Source organism: Streptomyces inhibens (genome assembly GCF_003389455.1).
GTDB classification, from domain to species: domain Bacteria; phylum Actinomycetota; class Actinomycetes; order Streptomycetales; family Streptomycetaceae; genus Streptomyces; species Streptomyces inhibens.
Genome location: NZ_QUAC01000432.1, coordinates 1 through 14536, shown reverse-complemented (window position 1 = coordinate 14536; position 14536 = coordinate 1). Strand labels below are relative to the sequence as shown.

The window sequence follows — 14536 nt, the reverse complement described above, 5'->3', positions numbered from 1 at the left end:
GTACAGGTCGGCCCGCCGGGACCGCGGCAGCCGTCGGCGGCGCGCGCCCCGACGGCCTCGCCCGCCGGCGCGGTCCCGCGTTCGCTCGTCTCCACCAACAGCCGCCTCGCCGCATCAGCCGGCGGCACCCCGTCATAGGCCGGGGCGGCACCGGAACCAGACATTTCAGTCAGTCTGATGCAGCACGGCTCGCCTTGGTTCGCTCACCCGGGCGGATCATCGTGCGCGGCCGCCGAAGACCACGGCTCAAACCCGCACCGGACCCCCGCCATACCCGCGATCCGCCGGGCCCGACGGCCACGCCCGCGCGGGCGGTTCCTCCGGGCTGCCGGAACGCGCCCGACTAGGCCGGTCGGGTGACCGGCGCCGTGCCCGCGTCGAGGTCGGCCGCGGGTTCCCGCTCAGGCGGCCGACCGCACCGCCCGCCCCGCCAGGTTGTGCCGGATCAGCGTCTCGGCCAGCCCGAATTCGTTGGGGAAGTCCATCGGGACGATGCCAAGCCCCCTCCAGGCGCTCCCTTCCGAGCCCTCCAGCAGGCTCTTGACCTTCGGGTTGAGGCGGTCCGCGTTGGAGCGGGGCGGGAGCAGGGCGGCGGTGCTGACGTAGTTGACGAAGAGCTTGCCGGGCTGGGTGACGGCCTTGCGGAACTGGGCCTCGATCTTCGGGTACTTGCCGAACGGCTCCGCCATGTAGTCGTCCTGGATGTCGAACAGCTGGGGATCGGCGTACCGGACGCCGCCCAGACCGTCGGAGTCCGCCAGCAGCACGACCTTGCCCCGGGCCTGGCCCAGCGTCGGCAGCCCGCCGTCCAGCCGGAACAGCGGCCGATAGCCCTTGTCGTCCAGGTAGATGCCGAAGATCCGGCGGAACTCCTCGGCGGAGACCTCCGAGTACTCCTGCTTGACCCGCATCAGCACCGTCTCGGAGGGGTGCGCCCGCAGGAACGCCCGGCAGGCGTCCAGCACATCGCCGAACATCAGCTCCTGGTAGAAGGCGCCGTGATGGATGGCGAAAACGTTGTCGATGGCCCGGCAGCGGACGTCCAGGAACCGGATCCCGCTGTTCAGCTGGGCGTCGACGGCGGTGTTCTGGCAGGCCACCCAGGGGCCGCCGATGCAGGCGCCGGAGTCATGGGTACCGGGGATCGTCAGCCGCTGGACGGGGGTGCCGTCGCCGAGCGCCGACATCCAGTCCCCCGTGGACAGCACCGACGCCCGGCGCTCGGCCGCGCCGGCCGTGAACTGCCCGCTGCCGACGCCCGCCAGCACCCCGGCGGCCGACAGCCCGGCCGCGCCCCTGAGGAATCCCCGTCGATCCAGTCCCAGCCCCATGCCGCTACCCCTGCCCCTCGGCTCTGCGTGCCGTACGCCTGCCTCGTACGCACATGCGATCGGGGCATCGAACCACATCGGCCGCGGACATGGCACCCGGCCGGCGCGCCCTGTGGACACGCCGGCCGGCTAAGCGTCCCGCGTCAGGCGCGGAAGGCCAGCGACAGCGCGAAGCGATCCGCGCTGTCCGTCCACCAATTGGTCAACTCCAGTCCAGCCGCGGCCAGTTCGGCGCGTACGCCGTCCTGGCGGAACTTGGCCGAGACCTCGGTCCGTACGTCCTCGCCCGCCGCGAAGGACACCGCCAGGTCCACTCCGGGAATCTTGACGGTCAGGTCCTTGCGGGCCCGAAGCCGCATCTCGATCCACTCGCGTTCGGCGTTCCACAGCGCGACATGGTCGAAGTCGTCCAGGTCGAAGTCCCCGCCCAGCTCACGGTTGATGACCTCCAGGACGTTCTTGTTGAAGGCGGCCGTCACGCCCTGCGGATCGTCGTAGGCGGCGACCAGCGTGCTCTCGTCCTTGACGAGATCGGTGCCGAGCAGCAGGGCATCGCCCGGGGAGAGCATGGCGTGCACCGAGCGCAGGAACGCCGAGCGCTCCTCGGGGAGCAGATTGCCGATGGTGCCGCCGAGGAAGGCGAGCAGCCGCGGGCCGGGGGTGTCGGGGAGTTCGATGCCCTGCTGGAAGTCGGCGACCAGCGCGTGCACGGTGAGGCCGGGGTGCTCGTCCAGCAGCGCCTCGCCCGCCGCGGCCAGCGCGGACTCGCTGACGTCGATGGGCACATAGGTGTGCAGCCCGGTCAGCGCGCCGATGAGATGGCGGGTCTTGTCGGAGGAGCCCGAGCCCAGCTCGATCAGGGTGCGGGCGTTGGTGGCCGCGGCGATGTGGTCGGCGCGGGTGAGCAGGATCTCCCGCTCGGCGCGGGTCGGGTAGTAGTCGGGCAGCCGGGTGATCTCCTCGAACAGCTCGCTGCCGCGGGCGTCGTAGAACCACTTGGGCGGCAGCTGTTTGGGGGTACGGGTCAGCCCCTGGGCGACATCGGCGCGCAGCGCGGCCGCGGTGGCGTCGGCGGGGAGGGTGCGGGTGATGCTGAGGGGGCTCACGTAGCGGGCTCCTTGAGCGGGGTGAGGTGGACATCGGCCCGGGTGACGCGCAGCAGGGTGCCGTCCGGGACCTCGGTCCAGTGGGGGGAATCGTCGTACGGTTCGGAGGCGACCACCCGGCCGCCGCCGGGAATGGCCAGGTGGTACAGCGTGTCGCCCCAGGTGGTGGCGGCGATGGTGGTGCCGTCGGTCAGCAGCAGATTGAGCCGGGAGCCGGGCGCTGCCTCGGCAACGGCCGTGACGGTGTCGGCCAGCGCCTCGCCGAGCTCGTCACCGCGCGCCAGCCGGTGCTGGACCAGCGCCCACAGGAACGCCGCATCGCAGCGGGCCTGCAGCCGCAGCAGTTCCCGCGGCGGCAGAGCGGCGGCCAGCGGGGCGAGGGAGTCGGGCCAGCCCGACACCGCGCCGTTGTGGCTGAACAGATGGCGTCCGGCGGCGTACGGGGCGGCCGCCGCCTCGGCGTCCGCGCCGGCCACGGTGGCATCCCGTACGGCGGCCAGCAGCGCGCCGGTGCGCACCACCCGCGCCAGGTCGGGAAGCTGCTCGTCGCCCCAGATCGGCCCGGCCCGCCGGTAGCGGGCGGGCAGCAGATCGCCGGGCGCGTACCAGCCGACGCCGAAGCCGTCCGCGTTGACCGTGCCGTGCAGCTGGTGGCGCGGCGCCCACGACTGCCGGTACAGACCGTACGGCGGGTCCAGCACCACCTGACCGAAGGGTATCTCCGGCCCCAGATAAGCAAGATGACGGCACATCAGACAACGGCCTCCCCGGATATCGGGGCCACGGACCTCATGCGTCCGCCATCGGGTCGGCATCCCGGGCGGTACGGAACCCGGAGAAGATCTGCCGCCGGACCGGCAGGTCCCAGTTGCGGAAGGTGCCCCGGCAGGCGACCGGGTCGACCGCGAACGACCCGCCGCGCAGCACCTTGTGCCCGTCGCCGAAGAACACCTCGGAGTACTCCCGGTAGGGGAAGGCGACAAAGCCCGGATACGGCAGGAAGTCGCTCGCCGTCCACTCCCACACATCGCCGATCAACTGCCGTACGCCGAGCGGCGACTGGCCTTCCGGGTAGCTGCCGATGGGCGCGGGGCGCAGATGCCGCTGCCCGAGGTTGGCGTGCGCCGAGGTGGGGTCCTCGTCGCCCCAGGGGTAGCGCATCGCCCGTCCGGTGGCCGGGTCGTGCCGGGCGGCCTTCTCCCACTCGGCCTCGGTGGGCAGCCGCCGGCCGGCCCAGCGCGCATAGGCGTCCGCCTCGTACCAGCTGACATGCAGCACCGGCTCGTCCGGCGGCACCGGCTCGGTCACCCCGAATCTCCGGCGCAGCCACTGGCCGCCGTCGCGCTTCCAGAACAGCGGTGCGCGCAGCTTGTGCTCCTGCACCTGGGCCCAGCCCGCCTCGGCCCACCAGCGAGGATCGTCGTAGCCGCCGGCCTCGATGAACCGCTGGTAGGCGCCGTTGCTGACCGGTGTGGTGTCGATCAGGAAGGAGGGCACCAGCCGGCTGTGCGCGGGGCGTTCGTTGTCCAGTGCCCAGGGCTCGGTGGTGGTGCCCATGGTGAACGGTCCGCCGGGGACCAGGACTTCGGCCGGCAGGACGCCGCCTGGGGCGGGCGGCGGCTCGGGCGCGGTGAGCACCGCCGGGCCCTGGCGCAGCTGATGTGTGATGAGCATGGTCTCGTCGTGCTGCTGCTCATGCTGGGCGATCATGCCGAAGGCGAAGCCGGAGTCCAGCAGCGGACCGCCGTGCAGCGGGGTGCGCTCCAGGATGTCCAGCACCCGGCCGCGGACCTCGGCGACATAGCCGTGTGCCTCGTCGGGCGCCAGCAGCGGCAGTGAGGGGCGCTCGGCGCGCGGATGCTCGAAGGCGTCGTAGACGGAGTCGATGTCCGGGCGCAGCGCGTCACGGCCGCCGACGGTGCGCAGCAGCCACTGCTCCTCCTGGTTGCCTATGTGCGCCAGGTCCCACACCAGCGGGGACATCAGCGGGGAGTGCTGCGCGACGAGATCGGGCTGCTCGACGCAGGTGGTCAGCAGGTGGGTGCGGTCGCGGGCGGCGAGCAGTGCCCGGGCCGCGCGCTCACGAAGGAGCTCGGGATCGATGGTCACTGGCTGTCCTTCCCAAGGGTGAGATCGCCCTCCGCGGCGTACAGGGCGTCGAGATGGTCGTCCGCGGGGCAGCGGCCGCGCGCCACATAGCGCTCGGTGAACTCCGCGACCGCCGCACACACCTCACGGGAGGCGCCGAGCCGTGGCAGGGCCTCCTGCGCGGCGGCGAAACAGGCCACCGCCGCGGCGTGCAGCTCCGGGTCGGTCAGCGCGCCACGCGCGGCGTGCCGCCACAGCGGATTGCGTGGCGCGGGACGGGAGCCGGCCGTCTCCGCGAGGGGTTTGACGATGCGGTAGGCGCGCTCGGTGGCCTCCGGGTCGTCGAACAGCGCGGCCGTGACGGCCAGCGGAACGATCCACCCGGCATCGCCCGACTGCGCGTCGATCATGCGCAGCTCCAGATGGCCGCGCGGCCGTACGGGCGGGAAGAGCGTGGTGACGTGGTAGTCGAGATCCTCCTGTGTGGGCGGTCTGGGCACGCCCGTACGGACCCACTCACGGAAGGTGAGCCCCTCCGGCGCGTCCCAGGGCCCGTCGTCGGTGCGGATGCACATCACCGGGGCGTCCAGGACATAGCGCACCCAGGCGGTGCGCGGATCCGGTCCCTGGGGCGGGGCGAGGGTACGGCCCGGGTCGAGCTGTGACCAGACGACCTGGCGGGTGGTGCGGTAGCCCGTGGGGCAGCCCTCGCTGGTCGGCGAATTGGCGAACGCCGCGGCCAGCACCGCGCCCAGCAGATGGGCCAGCAGCCACCGCCTGCCGTGCCCGAGCGGCCCCGGCTCCTCGTATCCGGCGTCCACACACACCTGCACGGACGCGGTGGCGCACATCATGGACCGCCCGGCCGCGCCCCAGCGGTCGAAGTACGCCTCCATGGCGTTGTAGCGGGGATCGGTCAGTACGCGACGCGGCGGGTGCCACGGGTTGTGGCCGTGGCCGGCCATTCCCAGGCCCATGGCCAGCATGGCGGGGCGGACCAGTGCGAGATCGGCCGTGACGGACTCGATGCACTCGGTCAGGGAGGTGGCGGGGAGTGAGCTGAGCTCCAGCTGACCGCCGGGTTCGAAGGTCAGGAGCGAGGCGAGGGGGAGTGCGCGCAAAGTGGCGGCCGCGTGCTGCAGCCGGGCTGGTTCGACCGGACATCGGGGGTTGCGCGCGTCATGGACCAGCCATTCGATCTCGACCCCTATACGGCGCGGCGGACCCGTCTTGAAACATATTCCGTGCAGGTGAGCTTCGAGTTCCGCTTCCGTGACTGCAGGGCGTACAGGCATGGATCCCTCTCCCTTGTGGGGCGACGGCAGGATTTGCCGCCCTCCACCTAATATCCTGCAGCCGATGCGCTCAAGGGCGCGTTCCTCCCGCGGACGGCGGCGGACGGGCCCCCGCCGGGCGAGCGGGCCGTTCGGGGCGGGGAGCCACCGGACGGTGGCGGGGCGCCCCCACGACGCCAGGACGGCCTTCCGGCCTGCGCCCCGGCCCCCCGAACGGACCGGTGAGCGGCGGGCGGGGGCGGGAGCGGGATACACCCGTTCGGGTGGCGCCCGAGGCGGCCCGGGTCACTGGCGATAGCCGGCCAGGAAGCGTCCGATCCGGCTGATCGCCGCGTCGAGGTCGTCGGCGTGCGGCAGGGTGAGGATGCGGAAGTGGTCCGGGCGCGGCCAGTTGAAGCCGGTGCCCTGGACGACCTGGATCTTCTCCCGCAGCAGCAGATCGAGGACGAACTTCTCATCGTCGTGGATCTTGTGTACGGCGGGGTCGAGGCGGGGGAAGGCGTACAGCGCGCCCTTGGGCTTGACGCAGGAGACGCCCGGGATCTCGTTCAGCCGCTCCCAGGCCCGGTCACGCTGCTCCCGCAGCCGCCCGCCCGGCAGCACCAGGTCCTTGATGGTCTGCCGGCCCCCGAGCGCGGCCTGGATGGCGTACTGCGCGGGCGCGTTCGGGCACAGCCGCATGGAGGCGAGGGTGCCCAGGCCCTCCAGATAGTCCGCGGCGTGCTGCTTGGGGCCGGAGACCACCAGCCAGCCGGAGCGGAATCCGGCCACGCGGTAGGACTTGGACAGGCCGCTGAAGGTGAGACAGACCAGGTCGGGGGCGAGCACCGCGGCGTGGTGGTGGACCTCGTCGTCGTACAGGATCCGGTCGTAGATCTCGTCCGCGAAGACCATCAGCTGGTGGCGCCGGGCGAGGTCGAGCATGCCCTCCAGCAGCTCGCGCGGATAGACCGCGCCGGTCGGGTTGTTGGGGTTGATGATGACCATCGCCCGGGTCCGGTCGGTGATCTTCGAGGCGAGGTCGTCGAGATCCGGCAGCCAGTCCGCGGACTCGTCGCAGAGATAGTGCACGGCCTTGCCGCCGGCGAGCGTGGTGACCGCCGTCCAGAGGGGGAAGTCGGGGGCCGGGATGAGGACCTCGTCGCCGTCGTCGAGCAGCGCCTGTACGGCCATCGAGACGAGTTCGGAGACGCCGTTGCCGAGGTAGATGTCGTCGACGTCGACATCCGGCAGGCCGCTCTCCTGGTAGTGCTGGGCCACCGCGCGGCGGGCCGAGAGGATGCCGCGGGACTCCGTGTAGCCGTGTGCGCGGGAGAGGTTGCGCATTACGTCCTGGAGGATCTCTTCGGGGCACTCGAAGCCGAACAGCGCCGGATTGCCGGTGTTGAGCCGCAGCACGCTGTGGCCCGCCTCCTCCAGCGCGTCCGCGTGCTCGATCACCGGCCCGCGGATCTCGTAGCAGACATCGGCCATCTTGCTCGACTGCTTGAACTGCATGCGGTGGCCTCCCGGTCCCTTGCCCACCGCGTGGTGCGGCAGCACTCGTTAACACCGTACTTGGTTTTACCAAGTTGCGACTTGGAAAGTCCAACTTCTGTCTATGCTGGTGTCATGTCGCGCCGAAGCTATGACCAGTACTGCGCCGTCGCCCGAGCCCTGGACGCCGTCGGCGACCGTTGGACGCTCCTGATCGTCCGGGAACTGCTGGGCGGCCCCCGGCGCTACACCGATCTGCACGCCGACCTGCCGGGCGTCAGCACGGACATGCTCGCCTCCCGCCTCAAGGACATGGAGCGGGACGGGCTGGTCACCCGCCGCCGGCTCGCCCCGCCCGGAGCCGCCTTCGTCTACGAACTCACCGCCCGCGGCCGTGCACTGCTGCCCGCGCTCACCGCGCTCGCCGACTGGGGCGCCCCCGCCCTCGACGAGAAGCGCCCGACGGACGCGGTGCGGGCCCACTGGTTCGCGGTGCCGCTCATCACGCGGCTCGCCGGGCACTTCACCGACGGCATCGAGGTGGTCGACATCGCCCTCGACGAAGGGGAGTTCCATATCGTGCTCGACGGTGACGGTCCCGGATATGCGGACGGTCCGGCCGAGCGCCCCGACATCCGTCTGCGGATGGACACCGCGACGTGTGCCGACATCGCGTACGATCATCTCTCCCTCGCACAGGGGATCGAATCCGGCCGGATCGCGGTCACCCTGCCCGAGGTGCCCGGGGAACGACAGCGACAAAAGAGGACGACGACGGCATGACGACGCGCCCCCTGGCGGTCTTCGACCTGGACGGCACCCTCGCCGACTCCAGCCATCGGCAGCACTGGCTGCAGCGCACCCCGCGCGACTGGAAGGCCTTCTTCGCCGCGGCCACCGACGACCCTCCCCTCGCCGAGGGCGTGGCCCTGGCGCTGCGCCACGCCGAGGACTGCGAGGTCGGCTATCTGACGGGCCGTCCGGAGCGCTGCCGCCGCGACACCCTGACGTGGCTTGCCCAACACGGCCTGCCCGAGGGGAAGCTGTGGATGCGGCCCGACAATGACCGGCGCCCGGCCCGGCACACCAAGCTGGAGATCCTGCGCCGGATCGCCCGCGACCGCGAGATCCGTCATGTCGTCGACGATGACGAACTTGTCTGCGAGGCGTGCGAGAAGGCCGGATTCCCGGTGATCCGGGCCCGGTGGGCGACGCCGTCCGACACCCTGCGCGACGCCCAGCAGCGGGCGGGGCGTACGTAGGGTGCGCTGATCGCGCCCCGGTCGGCCCATACGGCCGGGAGTGCCCGTCCGCGCCACCTCGTTCGGCGCATCTGACGATGCGTCAGTGCCCGGGCCGGGTGACGCTCGGGACATGAATCAAGCATCAGGGCCCCGAGCCCATGCGCTGCTGCTGACCGTGGTGCTGCTCGCCGGAGCGCTCGCCCCGGCCGCCGCCGCGACGGAGTCCCCGAGGGGCGGCCGGCGCACCGGCTCGGCCTGGCTGCCCTACTGGGGCGACATCGACGCCGCCTATCGTGACGCGCTGCGCCACGCCGACCAGCTGCACACCGTCAGTCCCTTCTGGTACGAGGCCTCGTCCGACACCACGGTCACCGGGCACGAAGGGGCGGGGCGGCGCAGCATCATCGACGGGCTGCACGACGCCGGGATCGACGTCGTCCCCACCGTGACCGAGACCCTCGGCGCCGAGAAGATGGCCGACCTGATGGACGATCCGCAGCGGCGGCAGGAGCATGTCGAGACGCTGCTGGAGCTGGTGGCGAGCCGCGCGTACGACGGGATCGACCTTGACTACGAGGCGATGGCGGTCACCGGTGACCGGGCGGCCCGCGAGCGGGTGCGGACCGGATACAACGCGCTCGTCAAGGAGCTGTGTGCGCGCTTGCACGCGCGCCGTAAGCAGTGCGTGGTCACGGTGCCGGCCCGGGTCCGCGGCAGTGGCGAGGCGTTCGACTACGAGCGGCTCGGCAGACTCGCCGACCGGGTCCGGATCATGGGCTATGACCTCCACTGGTCGGGCGGTGAGGCGGGTCCGCTGTCCGCCAAGGACTGGTACGAGGAGTTTCTGCGCTACGCCACCGACACCATCCCCAGGAACAAGATCGAGGTGGCCTTCCCGGCCTACGGCTGGGACTGGGTCCAGGGCGTCAAGGGTCATGCGGCCCATCTGACATGGAAGGAGGCCGAGGCGCTGCGCGAGCGGGAGGACGCCGACTACCTCTTCGACAGGGAGTCGGGCACCCCGCACTTCACCTACCGCAAGGACGGCGAGGAACACGAGGTCTGGTACCAGGACGCGCGCGGTGTCCGCGATCAGCTGCCGCTGCTGAGGGAGTACGGGGTGCGGGGCACCGGTCTATGGGCGCTCGGGTTCGAGGACCCGGAGGTCTGGGCCGCGCTCCGCGGCGAGTAGTCGCAGCGCAGCCTCGGAGGGGGAGCCCTCCGCCGCCGTGTACATCATCACGCCCTGCCCGGAACCGTCCGGCGTCTGCATCATCTCGAAATCCAGCCGTAGATCGCCCACCAGCGGATGGTGGAAGTGCTTGGTGCCGAAGGTGCAGTTGTTGACGACATGCCGGGACCACAGACTGCTGAACTCGGTGCTCTTCATCGACAACTCGCCGATGAGCTCGGCGAGTTGCTGATCGTCTGGGTGCTGTCCCGCGGCCACCCGCAGCGAGGAGACGGCCCGCCGGATCTCCTCGTCGCGGTCCGGGTACAGCTCGCGGGTGTGCGGGTCGAGGAAGAGCAGCCGCTGGGCATTGGGGCGGTCCAGCGGCCGGCCGGGGCTGTCGAAGTCGAGGTGCCCGGCGACCAGGGCGTGCCCGAGCCGGTTCCACGCCAGGATCTCGAAGCGCGGCCCGAGCGCGAGGGCCGGTACGCCCTCCATGGCGGCGAGCAACTGCCGTACGCCGGGGCGGGCCCTGTCAGGGCGGACCGCGGGGCGGCGGTGTGCCTTGCCGGGGCGGGCCAGCTCGCGCAGATGGGCGCGCTCGTCGGCGGACAGCCTGAGCGCGCGGGCGAGCGCGTCCAGCACCCCTTCCGAGGCGTTGTGGCTCTGGCCCTGTTCGAGGCGCGTGTAGTACGCGACGCTGACGCCGGCCAGCTGCGCCAGCTCCTCGCGGCGCAGGCCGGGGACGCGGCGGCGCGCTCCGTAGGAGACCAGCCCGACGTCCTCCGGCTGCAGCCGGGCGCGGCGGGTGCGCAGAAAGTTCCCCAACTCGGCGGGTGTGTCCATGGCAGGTGAGTCCATGGCGCCAGTGTCCGCCATCGGGCGGGCGGCAGCCTGTCCCTGTCAGTACCAGGGTCCGGGGCCCGGGTGGTGGCGTACGGGGCGTCGTCGCGGTGTGGCGAAGACTGTTCCCTCAGGGATACCGACCGCTTAGTATGTCGCTGGCGAGGGGGCCGGTGTGCCCTCCGCCCCACCGCGTATCCAAGGTCTGTGGAGGCACCAGGTGAAGGCATGGCGCGTACACGCGAACGGCGAGCCGCGTGAAGTGATGCGGCTGGAGGAGGTGCCGGACCCGCAGCCGGGGCCGGGGCAGCTGCTGCTGCGGGTGCGGGCCGCCAACGTCAACTTCCCGGACGCGCTGCTGTGCCGGGGCCAGTACCAGGTACGGCCGCCGCTGCCGTTCACCCCGGGTGTGGAGATCTGCGGCGAGATCCTGGCCGTGGGGGAGGGCGCGGCCGGTGAGCTCGGTGCGCGGGTGCTCGCCCAGCCGCCGCTGCCCGCGGGCGGGTTCGCCGAGCTCGCGGTCGTCGACGCGGCGAGCGTCCGGCCGGCCCCCGAGGCCCTGGACGACGCCGAGGCCGCGGCCCTGCACATCGGCTACCAGACCGGCTGGTTCGGACTGCACCGCCGGGCCCGTCTCCAGGCGGGCGAGACACTGCTGGTGCACGCCGCGGCCGGCGGCGTCGGCAGCGCCGCCGTCCAGCTCGGCAAGGCGGCGGGCGCCCAGGTCATCGGCGTGGTGGGCGGCGAGGACAAGGCCCGCATCGCCCGCGAACTGGGCTGTGACCTCGTCCTCGACCGGCGCTCCGACGACATCGTCGCCGGCGTCAAGGAGGCCACCGGCGGCCGCGGCGCGGATGTCGTCTACGACCCGGTGGGCGGCGAGGCGTACGCCAAGTCCGTCAAGTGCATCGCCTTCGAGGGCCGCATCATCGTCGTCGGCTTCGCCGGCGGCGCCATCCCCACCCCCGCGCTCAACCACGCGCTGGTGAAGAACTACGCGATCCTGGGCCTGCATTGGGGCCTGTACAACACCAAGGACCCGGCCGCGGTCGACGCCTGCCACGAGGAGCTCACCAAGCTCGCCGCACAGGGCGTCATCAAGCCGCTCATCGGCGGACGGGTCCCGCTGAAATCGGCCGCCGACGCCGTACAGCGGGTCGCCGACGGCACCTCCGTCGGCCGCCTCGTCGTGGTCCCCGGGGCGGAGGAGGCGCGATGACCGACGCCGACGACCTGCGCCGGCGCACCGCCGAGCTGCTCGCCGCTCACCCTCCCGCCATCACTCAGCGGCTGGACTTCCTGCGCGCCCGCTTCGACGCCGGGCTCGCCTGGGTCCACTTCCCGAAGGGCCTCGGCGGGCTGGACGCGCCACGTTCCCTGCAAGCCGTGGTGGACGCGGAACTCGACGCCGCCGGCGCCCCCGGCAACGACCCGGGCCGGATCGGCATCGGCCTGGGAATGGCCGCACCCACCATCCTGCAGTTCGGCACCGACGAGCAGAAGCAGCGCTTTCTGCGCCCGCTGTGGACCGGCGAGGAGGTGTGGTGCCAGCTGTTCAGCGAGCCCGGCGCCGGCTCCGACCTGGCGGCGCTGGCGACCCGCGCGGTGCGTGAGGGGGAATCCTGGATCGTCGACGGCCAGAAGGTCTGGACATCCAGCGCCCACCTGGCCCGCTGGGCCATCCTGATCGCCCGGACCGACCCCGATGTGCCCAAACACCGCGGCATCAGCTACTTCGTGTGCGATATGACCGACCCCGGCGTCGAGGTGCGTCCGCTGCGGCAGATCACCGGCGAGGCCGAGTTCAACGAGGTCTTCCTGACCGGCGTCCGGATCCCCGACGCGCACCGCCTCGGTGAGGTCGGCGCGGGCTGGAAGGTCGCCCAGACCACGCTGATGAACGAGCGGGTCGCCATCGGCGGCGCCCGCACCCCGCGCGAGGGTGGCATGATCGGCATCGCCGCCGCCGACTGGCGCGCCCGCCCCGAACTGCGCACCCACGACCTGCACCAGCGGCTGCTGAAGCTGTGGGTCGAGGCCGAGGTCGCCCGGCTCACCGGTGAGCGCCTGCGCCAGCAGCTCACCAAGGGCCAGCCGGGACCCGAGGGCAGCGGCATGAAGCTGGCCTTCGCCCGGCTCGCCCAGGAGATCAGCGGCTGGGAGGTGGAGTTCCTCGCCGAGGACGGTCTGACCTACGACGACTGGACGATGCGCCGCCCCGACGGCGTCGACTTCACCGGCCGCGAGGCCGGCTACCGCTATCTGCGCGCCAAGGGGAACTCCATCGAAGGAGGCACCTCGGAAGTGCTGCTCAACATCGTCGCCGAACGTGTGCTGGGCCTGCCGCCCGAGCCGCGCACCGACAAGGATGTCGCGTGGAAGGACCTCCCCCGATGACCGCCGAGACCCTCCCGTCGAGCGCCCCGACGCCCGACCCCGACCTCCTCTACTCCGAGGACGAGGACGCGCTGCGCGCCGCCGTACGCTCGCTGCTCGCCGACCGCAGCGATCCGGCCACCGTGCTCGCCGGCCTGGAGTCGGACATCCCGTACGACACCGCCCTGTGGCGCGCGCTCGCCACGGAGATCGGCACCGCCGGGCTGCTGGTCCCCGAAAAGCTCGGCGGGCAGGGCGCGAGCGCCCGCGAAGCCGCCGTCGTACTGGAGGAGTTGGGCCGCTCCGTCGCGCCCGTCCCCTATCTGACCAGCGCCGTCATCGCGGTGACCACGCTGCTCGGCTGCGACGTGGACCGGGCGGAGGTCGCCGAACCGCTCGCCGGGCTCGCCGAGGGCCGCACCGTCGGTGTGCTCGCGGTGCCGTTGCCCACCGCACCGGGCGGGGTGCCGGACCCGGCCGTACGGGCCGATGCGGACGGAGCGCTGACCGGCCGGGTGACCTCGGTCGCCGATGCCACGGCCGCTGAGCTGCTGCTCGTCCTGGCCCAGGGCCCCGACGGCCCGGCGCTCTACGGGGTCGAGGCCACGGCGGACGGCGTACGCACCGAGACCGTCACCCCTCTCGACCTCACCCGCCCCCTGGCACACCTCACCTTCGACGGGGCCCGTGGCCGCCTCCTGGCCCGCGGGGACCGTGCCCGTACCGCCGTCGAACGCGCACTGCTCACCGGCGCCGGGCTGCTCGCCTCCGAACAGCTCGGGGTCGCCGAATGGTGTCTGAGCGAAACCGTGCGCCACACGGCGGAGCGCACCCAGTTCGGCCGCCCCGTCGGCTCGTTCCAGGCGCTCAAACACCGGATGGCCGCCCTGTGGCTGGAGGTCGCCTCGGCCCGCGCCGCGGCCCGTCACGCCGCCGATGCGCTGGCCACCGGCAGCCCCGACGCCGCGGTGGCGGTGGCCGTCGCCCAGGCGTACTGCGCGCCGGTCGCGGTCCGCGCCGCCGAGGAGTGCATCCAGCTGCACGGCGGCATCGGCATGACCTGGGAACACCCGGCCCATCTGTTCCTCAAGCGGGCCAAGAGCGATGAGCTCGCGCTGGGGTCGCCGGGCCGGCACCGGGAGGCCCTGGCGGGACTGGTCGGGCTGAGCGCGCCGTAGGGCCGCGACCCGCGTGACCGGACCGGTGCGGTCAGTCGGTGACGGCGAAGGTCCTGCTGAAGCCGCGGACCGCGCCGTCACCGGTGGTGGCCACCTCCAGGAAGTAGGAGCGGCCCGGTGGCACCTGCGGCAGCGTCACGATCACCTCGCCGGTGGGCCGGGCCGGCGCCCGGGACGCGACCAGACCCAGCCGCTGCCACCGGCCGTGGCCCGTTTTTGCGTCGAGCCAGATGTCCACCTCCTCGCCCGTGGTGTTCTTCCAGGCCACGGCGAAGCTGCCGTTCGACTTGAAGTCGACACCGGGCTGCGGGGCGGTCACCTCGATCCGCCCCGCCGGGGGCTCGGCAAGCGGGTCGGCGCCGTCGCGTGCGGCGGCGGCGCCCAGGGCGGAGGTGGCGGCACGCGCGGCCGAGCCCGCATGGCCGGAC

Annotated in this window: 14 protein-coding genes; 6 read left to right on the top strand and 8 right to left on the bottom strand. The window is 72.3% G+C overall.

Annotated elements, in window-relative coordinates; translation table 11 throughout:
• Nucleotides 1-401 precede the first annotated feature (401 nt).
• The 6 genes from DY245_RS37575 to DY245_RS37550 all read right to left on the bottom strand — a co-directional run bounded on the left by DY245_RS37575 (nucleotide 402) and on the right by DY245_RS37550 (nucleotide 7317).
• Nucleotides 402-1331 (bottom strand): phosphatidylinositol-specific phospholipase C, encoded by a 930-nt coding sequence (locus DY245_RS37575; protein ID WP_128511583.1) that lies wholly within the window; start codon nucleotides 1329-1331, stop codon nucleotides 402-404.
• Between the two features lie 143 nt (nucleotides 1332-1474).
• Complete coding sequence (gene egtD, locus DY245_RS37570) at nucleotides 1475-2437, bottom strand: L-histidine N(alpha)-methyltransferase (RefSeq protein WP_128511582.1); 963 nt, start codon at nucleotides 2435-2437, stop codon at nucleotides 1475-1477.
• Nucleotides 2434-3189, bottom strand: coding sequence for an ergothioneine biosynthesis protein EgtC (egtC, locus tag DY245_RS37565; RefSeq protein WP_128511581.1), 756 nt, complete (start codon nucleotides 3187-3189; stop codon nucleotides 2434-2436). The genes egtD and egtC overlap by 4 nt, the downstream gene beginning before the upstream one ends.
• Nucleotides 3190-3226: 37 nt before the next feature.
• Nucleotides 3227-4546 (bottom strand): ergothioneine biosynthesis protein EgtB, encoded by a 1320-nt coding sequence (gene egtB, locus DY245_RS37560; protein ID WP_128511580.1) that lies wholly within the window; start codon nucleotides 4544-4546, stop codon nucleotides 3227-3229.
• The gene (gene egtA / locus DY245_RS37555; RefSeq protein ID WP_128511579.1) at nucleotides 4543-5820 is read right to left on the bottom strand and encodes an ergothioneine biosynthesis glutamate--cysteine ligase EgtA; all 1278 of its coding nucleotides are present in this window, start codon (nucleotides 5818-5820) and stop codon (nucleotides 4543-4545) included. Before egtA ends, egtB begins: the two co-directional genes overlap by 4 nt.
• A gap of 285 nt (nucleotides 5821-6105) precedes the next feature.
• Nucleotides 6106-7317, bottom strand: a complete 1212-nt coding sequence (locus tag DY245_RS37550; protein ID WP_128511578.1) for a pyridoxal phosphate-dependent aminotransferase — start codon at nucleotides 7315-7317, stop codon at nucleotides 6106-6108.
• A gap of 114 nt (nucleotides 7318-7431) precedes the next feature.
• On the opposite strand from DY245_RS37550, the gene DY245_RS37545 reads away from it, so the two are divergent.
• From DY245_RS37545 to DY245_RS37535, 3 genes are all read left to right on the top strand, one after another.
• Complete coding sequence (locus DY245_RS37545) at nucleotides 7432-8079, top strand: winged helix-turn-helix transcriptional regulator (protein WP_128511577.1); 648 nt, start codon at nucleotides 7432-7434, stop codon at nucleotides 8077-8079.
• Nucleotides 8076-8558, top strand: a complete 483-nt coding sequence (locus DY245_RS37540) for a phosphatase domain-containing protein (RefSeq protein WP_128511576.1) — start codon at nucleotides 8076-8078, stop codon at nucleotides 8556-8558. The genes DY245_RS37545 and DY245_RS37540 overlap by 4 nt, the downstream gene beginning before the upstream one ends.
• A 112-nt stretch (nucleotides 8559-8670) precedes the next feature.
• Nucleotides 8671-9732, top strand: coding sequence for a glycosyl hydrolase family 18 protein (locus tag DY245_RS37535; protein ID WP_128511575.1), 1062 nt, complete (start codon nucleotides 8671-8673; stop codon nucleotides 9730-9732).
• On the opposite strand, the gene DY245_RS37530 is transcribed toward DY245_RS37535, so the two are convergent.
• Nucleotides 9676-10572, bottom strand: coding sequence for a helix-turn-helix transcriptional regulator (locus DY245_RS37530; protein WP_128511574.1), 897 nt, complete (start codon nucleotides 10570-10572; stop codon nucleotides 9676-9678). The two genes, DY245_RS37535 and DY245_RS37530, sit on opposite strands and share 57 nt — an antisense overlap.
• A gap of 202 nt (nucleotides 10573-10774) precedes the next feature.
• Between DY245_RS37530 and DY245_RS37525 the strand changes: the two genes are divergently transcribed.
• From DY245_RS37525 to DY245_RS37515, 3 genes are read left to right on the top strand one after another with little or no spacing between them, the layout of a single operon-like run.
• On the top strand, nucleotides 10775-11773 hold the full coding sequence (locus tag DY245_RS37525) for an NADPH:quinone oxidoreductase family protein (RefSeq protein ID WP_128511573.1): 999 nt from the start codon (nucleotides 10775-10777) through the stop codon (nucleotides 11771-11773).
• Nucleotides 11770-12951 (top strand): acyl-CoA dehydrogenase family protein, encoded by a 1182-nt coding sequence (locus DY245_RS37520; protein ID WP_128511572.1) that lies wholly within the window; start codon nucleotides 11770-11772, stop codon nucleotides 12949-12951. The genes DY245_RS37525 and DY245_RS37520 overlap by 4 nt, the downstream gene beginning before the upstream one ends.
• Nucleotides 12948-14108, top strand: a complete 1161-nt coding sequence (locus DY245_RS37515; protein ID WP_128511571.1) for an acyl-CoA dehydrogenase family protein — start codon at nucleotides 12948-12950, stop codon at nucleotides 14106-14108. Before DY245_RS37520 ends, DY245_RS37515 begins: the two co-directional genes overlap by 4 nt.
• A 31-nt stretch (nucleotides 14109-14139) precedes the next feature.
• On the opposite strand, the gene DY245_RS37510 is transcribed toward DY245_RS37515, so the two are convergent.
• Nucleotides 14140-14536, bottom strand: a 397-nt coding sequence (locus tag DY245_RS37510; protein ID WP_128511570.1) for a Ser-Thr-rich GPI-anchored membrane family protein, incomplete at its 5' end; no start/stop codon positions are given.

Bases quoted from the DNA above. Each gene is read 5' to 3' on its own strand.
- DY245_RS37535 (WP_128511575.1), top strand. From the start codon at position 8,671: ATGAATCAAGCATCAGGGCCCCGAGCCCATGCGCTGCTGCTGACCGTG.
- DY245_RS37575 (WP_128511583.1), bottom strand. From the start codon at position 1,331: ATGGGGCTGGGACTGGATCGACGGGGATTCCTCAGGGGCGCGGCCGGG.
- DY245_RS37540 (WP_128511576.1), top strand. From the start codon at position 8,076: ATGACGACGCGCCCCCTGGCGGTCTTCGACCTGGACGGCACCCTCGCC.
- DY245_RS37530 (WP_128511574.1), bottom strand. From the start codon at position 10,572: ATGGACTCACCTGCCATGGACACACCCGCCGAGTTGGGGAACTTTCTG.
- DY245_RS37550 (WP_128511578.1), bottom strand. From the start codon at position 7,317: ATGCAGTTCAAGCAGTCGAGCAAGATGGCCGATGTCTGCTACGAGATC.
- DY245_RS37520 (WP_128511572.1), top strand. From the start codon at position 11,770: ATGACCGACGCCGACGACCTGCGCCGGCGCACCGCCGAGCTGCTCGCC.
- egtA (WP_128511579.1), bottom strand. From the start codon at position 5,820: ATGCCTGTACGCCCTGCAGTCACGGAAGCGGAACTCGAAGCTCACCTG.
- egtC (WP_128511581.1), bottom strand. From the start codon at position 3,189: ATGTGCCGTCATCTTGCTTATCTGGGGCCGGAGATACCCTTCGGTCAG.
- DY245_RS37515 (WP_128511571.1), top strand. From the start codon at position 12,948: ATGACCGCCGAGACCCTCCCGTCGAGCGCCCCGACGCCCGACCCCGAC.
- DY245_RS37545 (WP_128511577.1), top strand. From the start codon at position 7,432: ATGTCGCGCCGAAGCTATGACCAGTACTGCGCCGTCGCCCGAGCCCTG.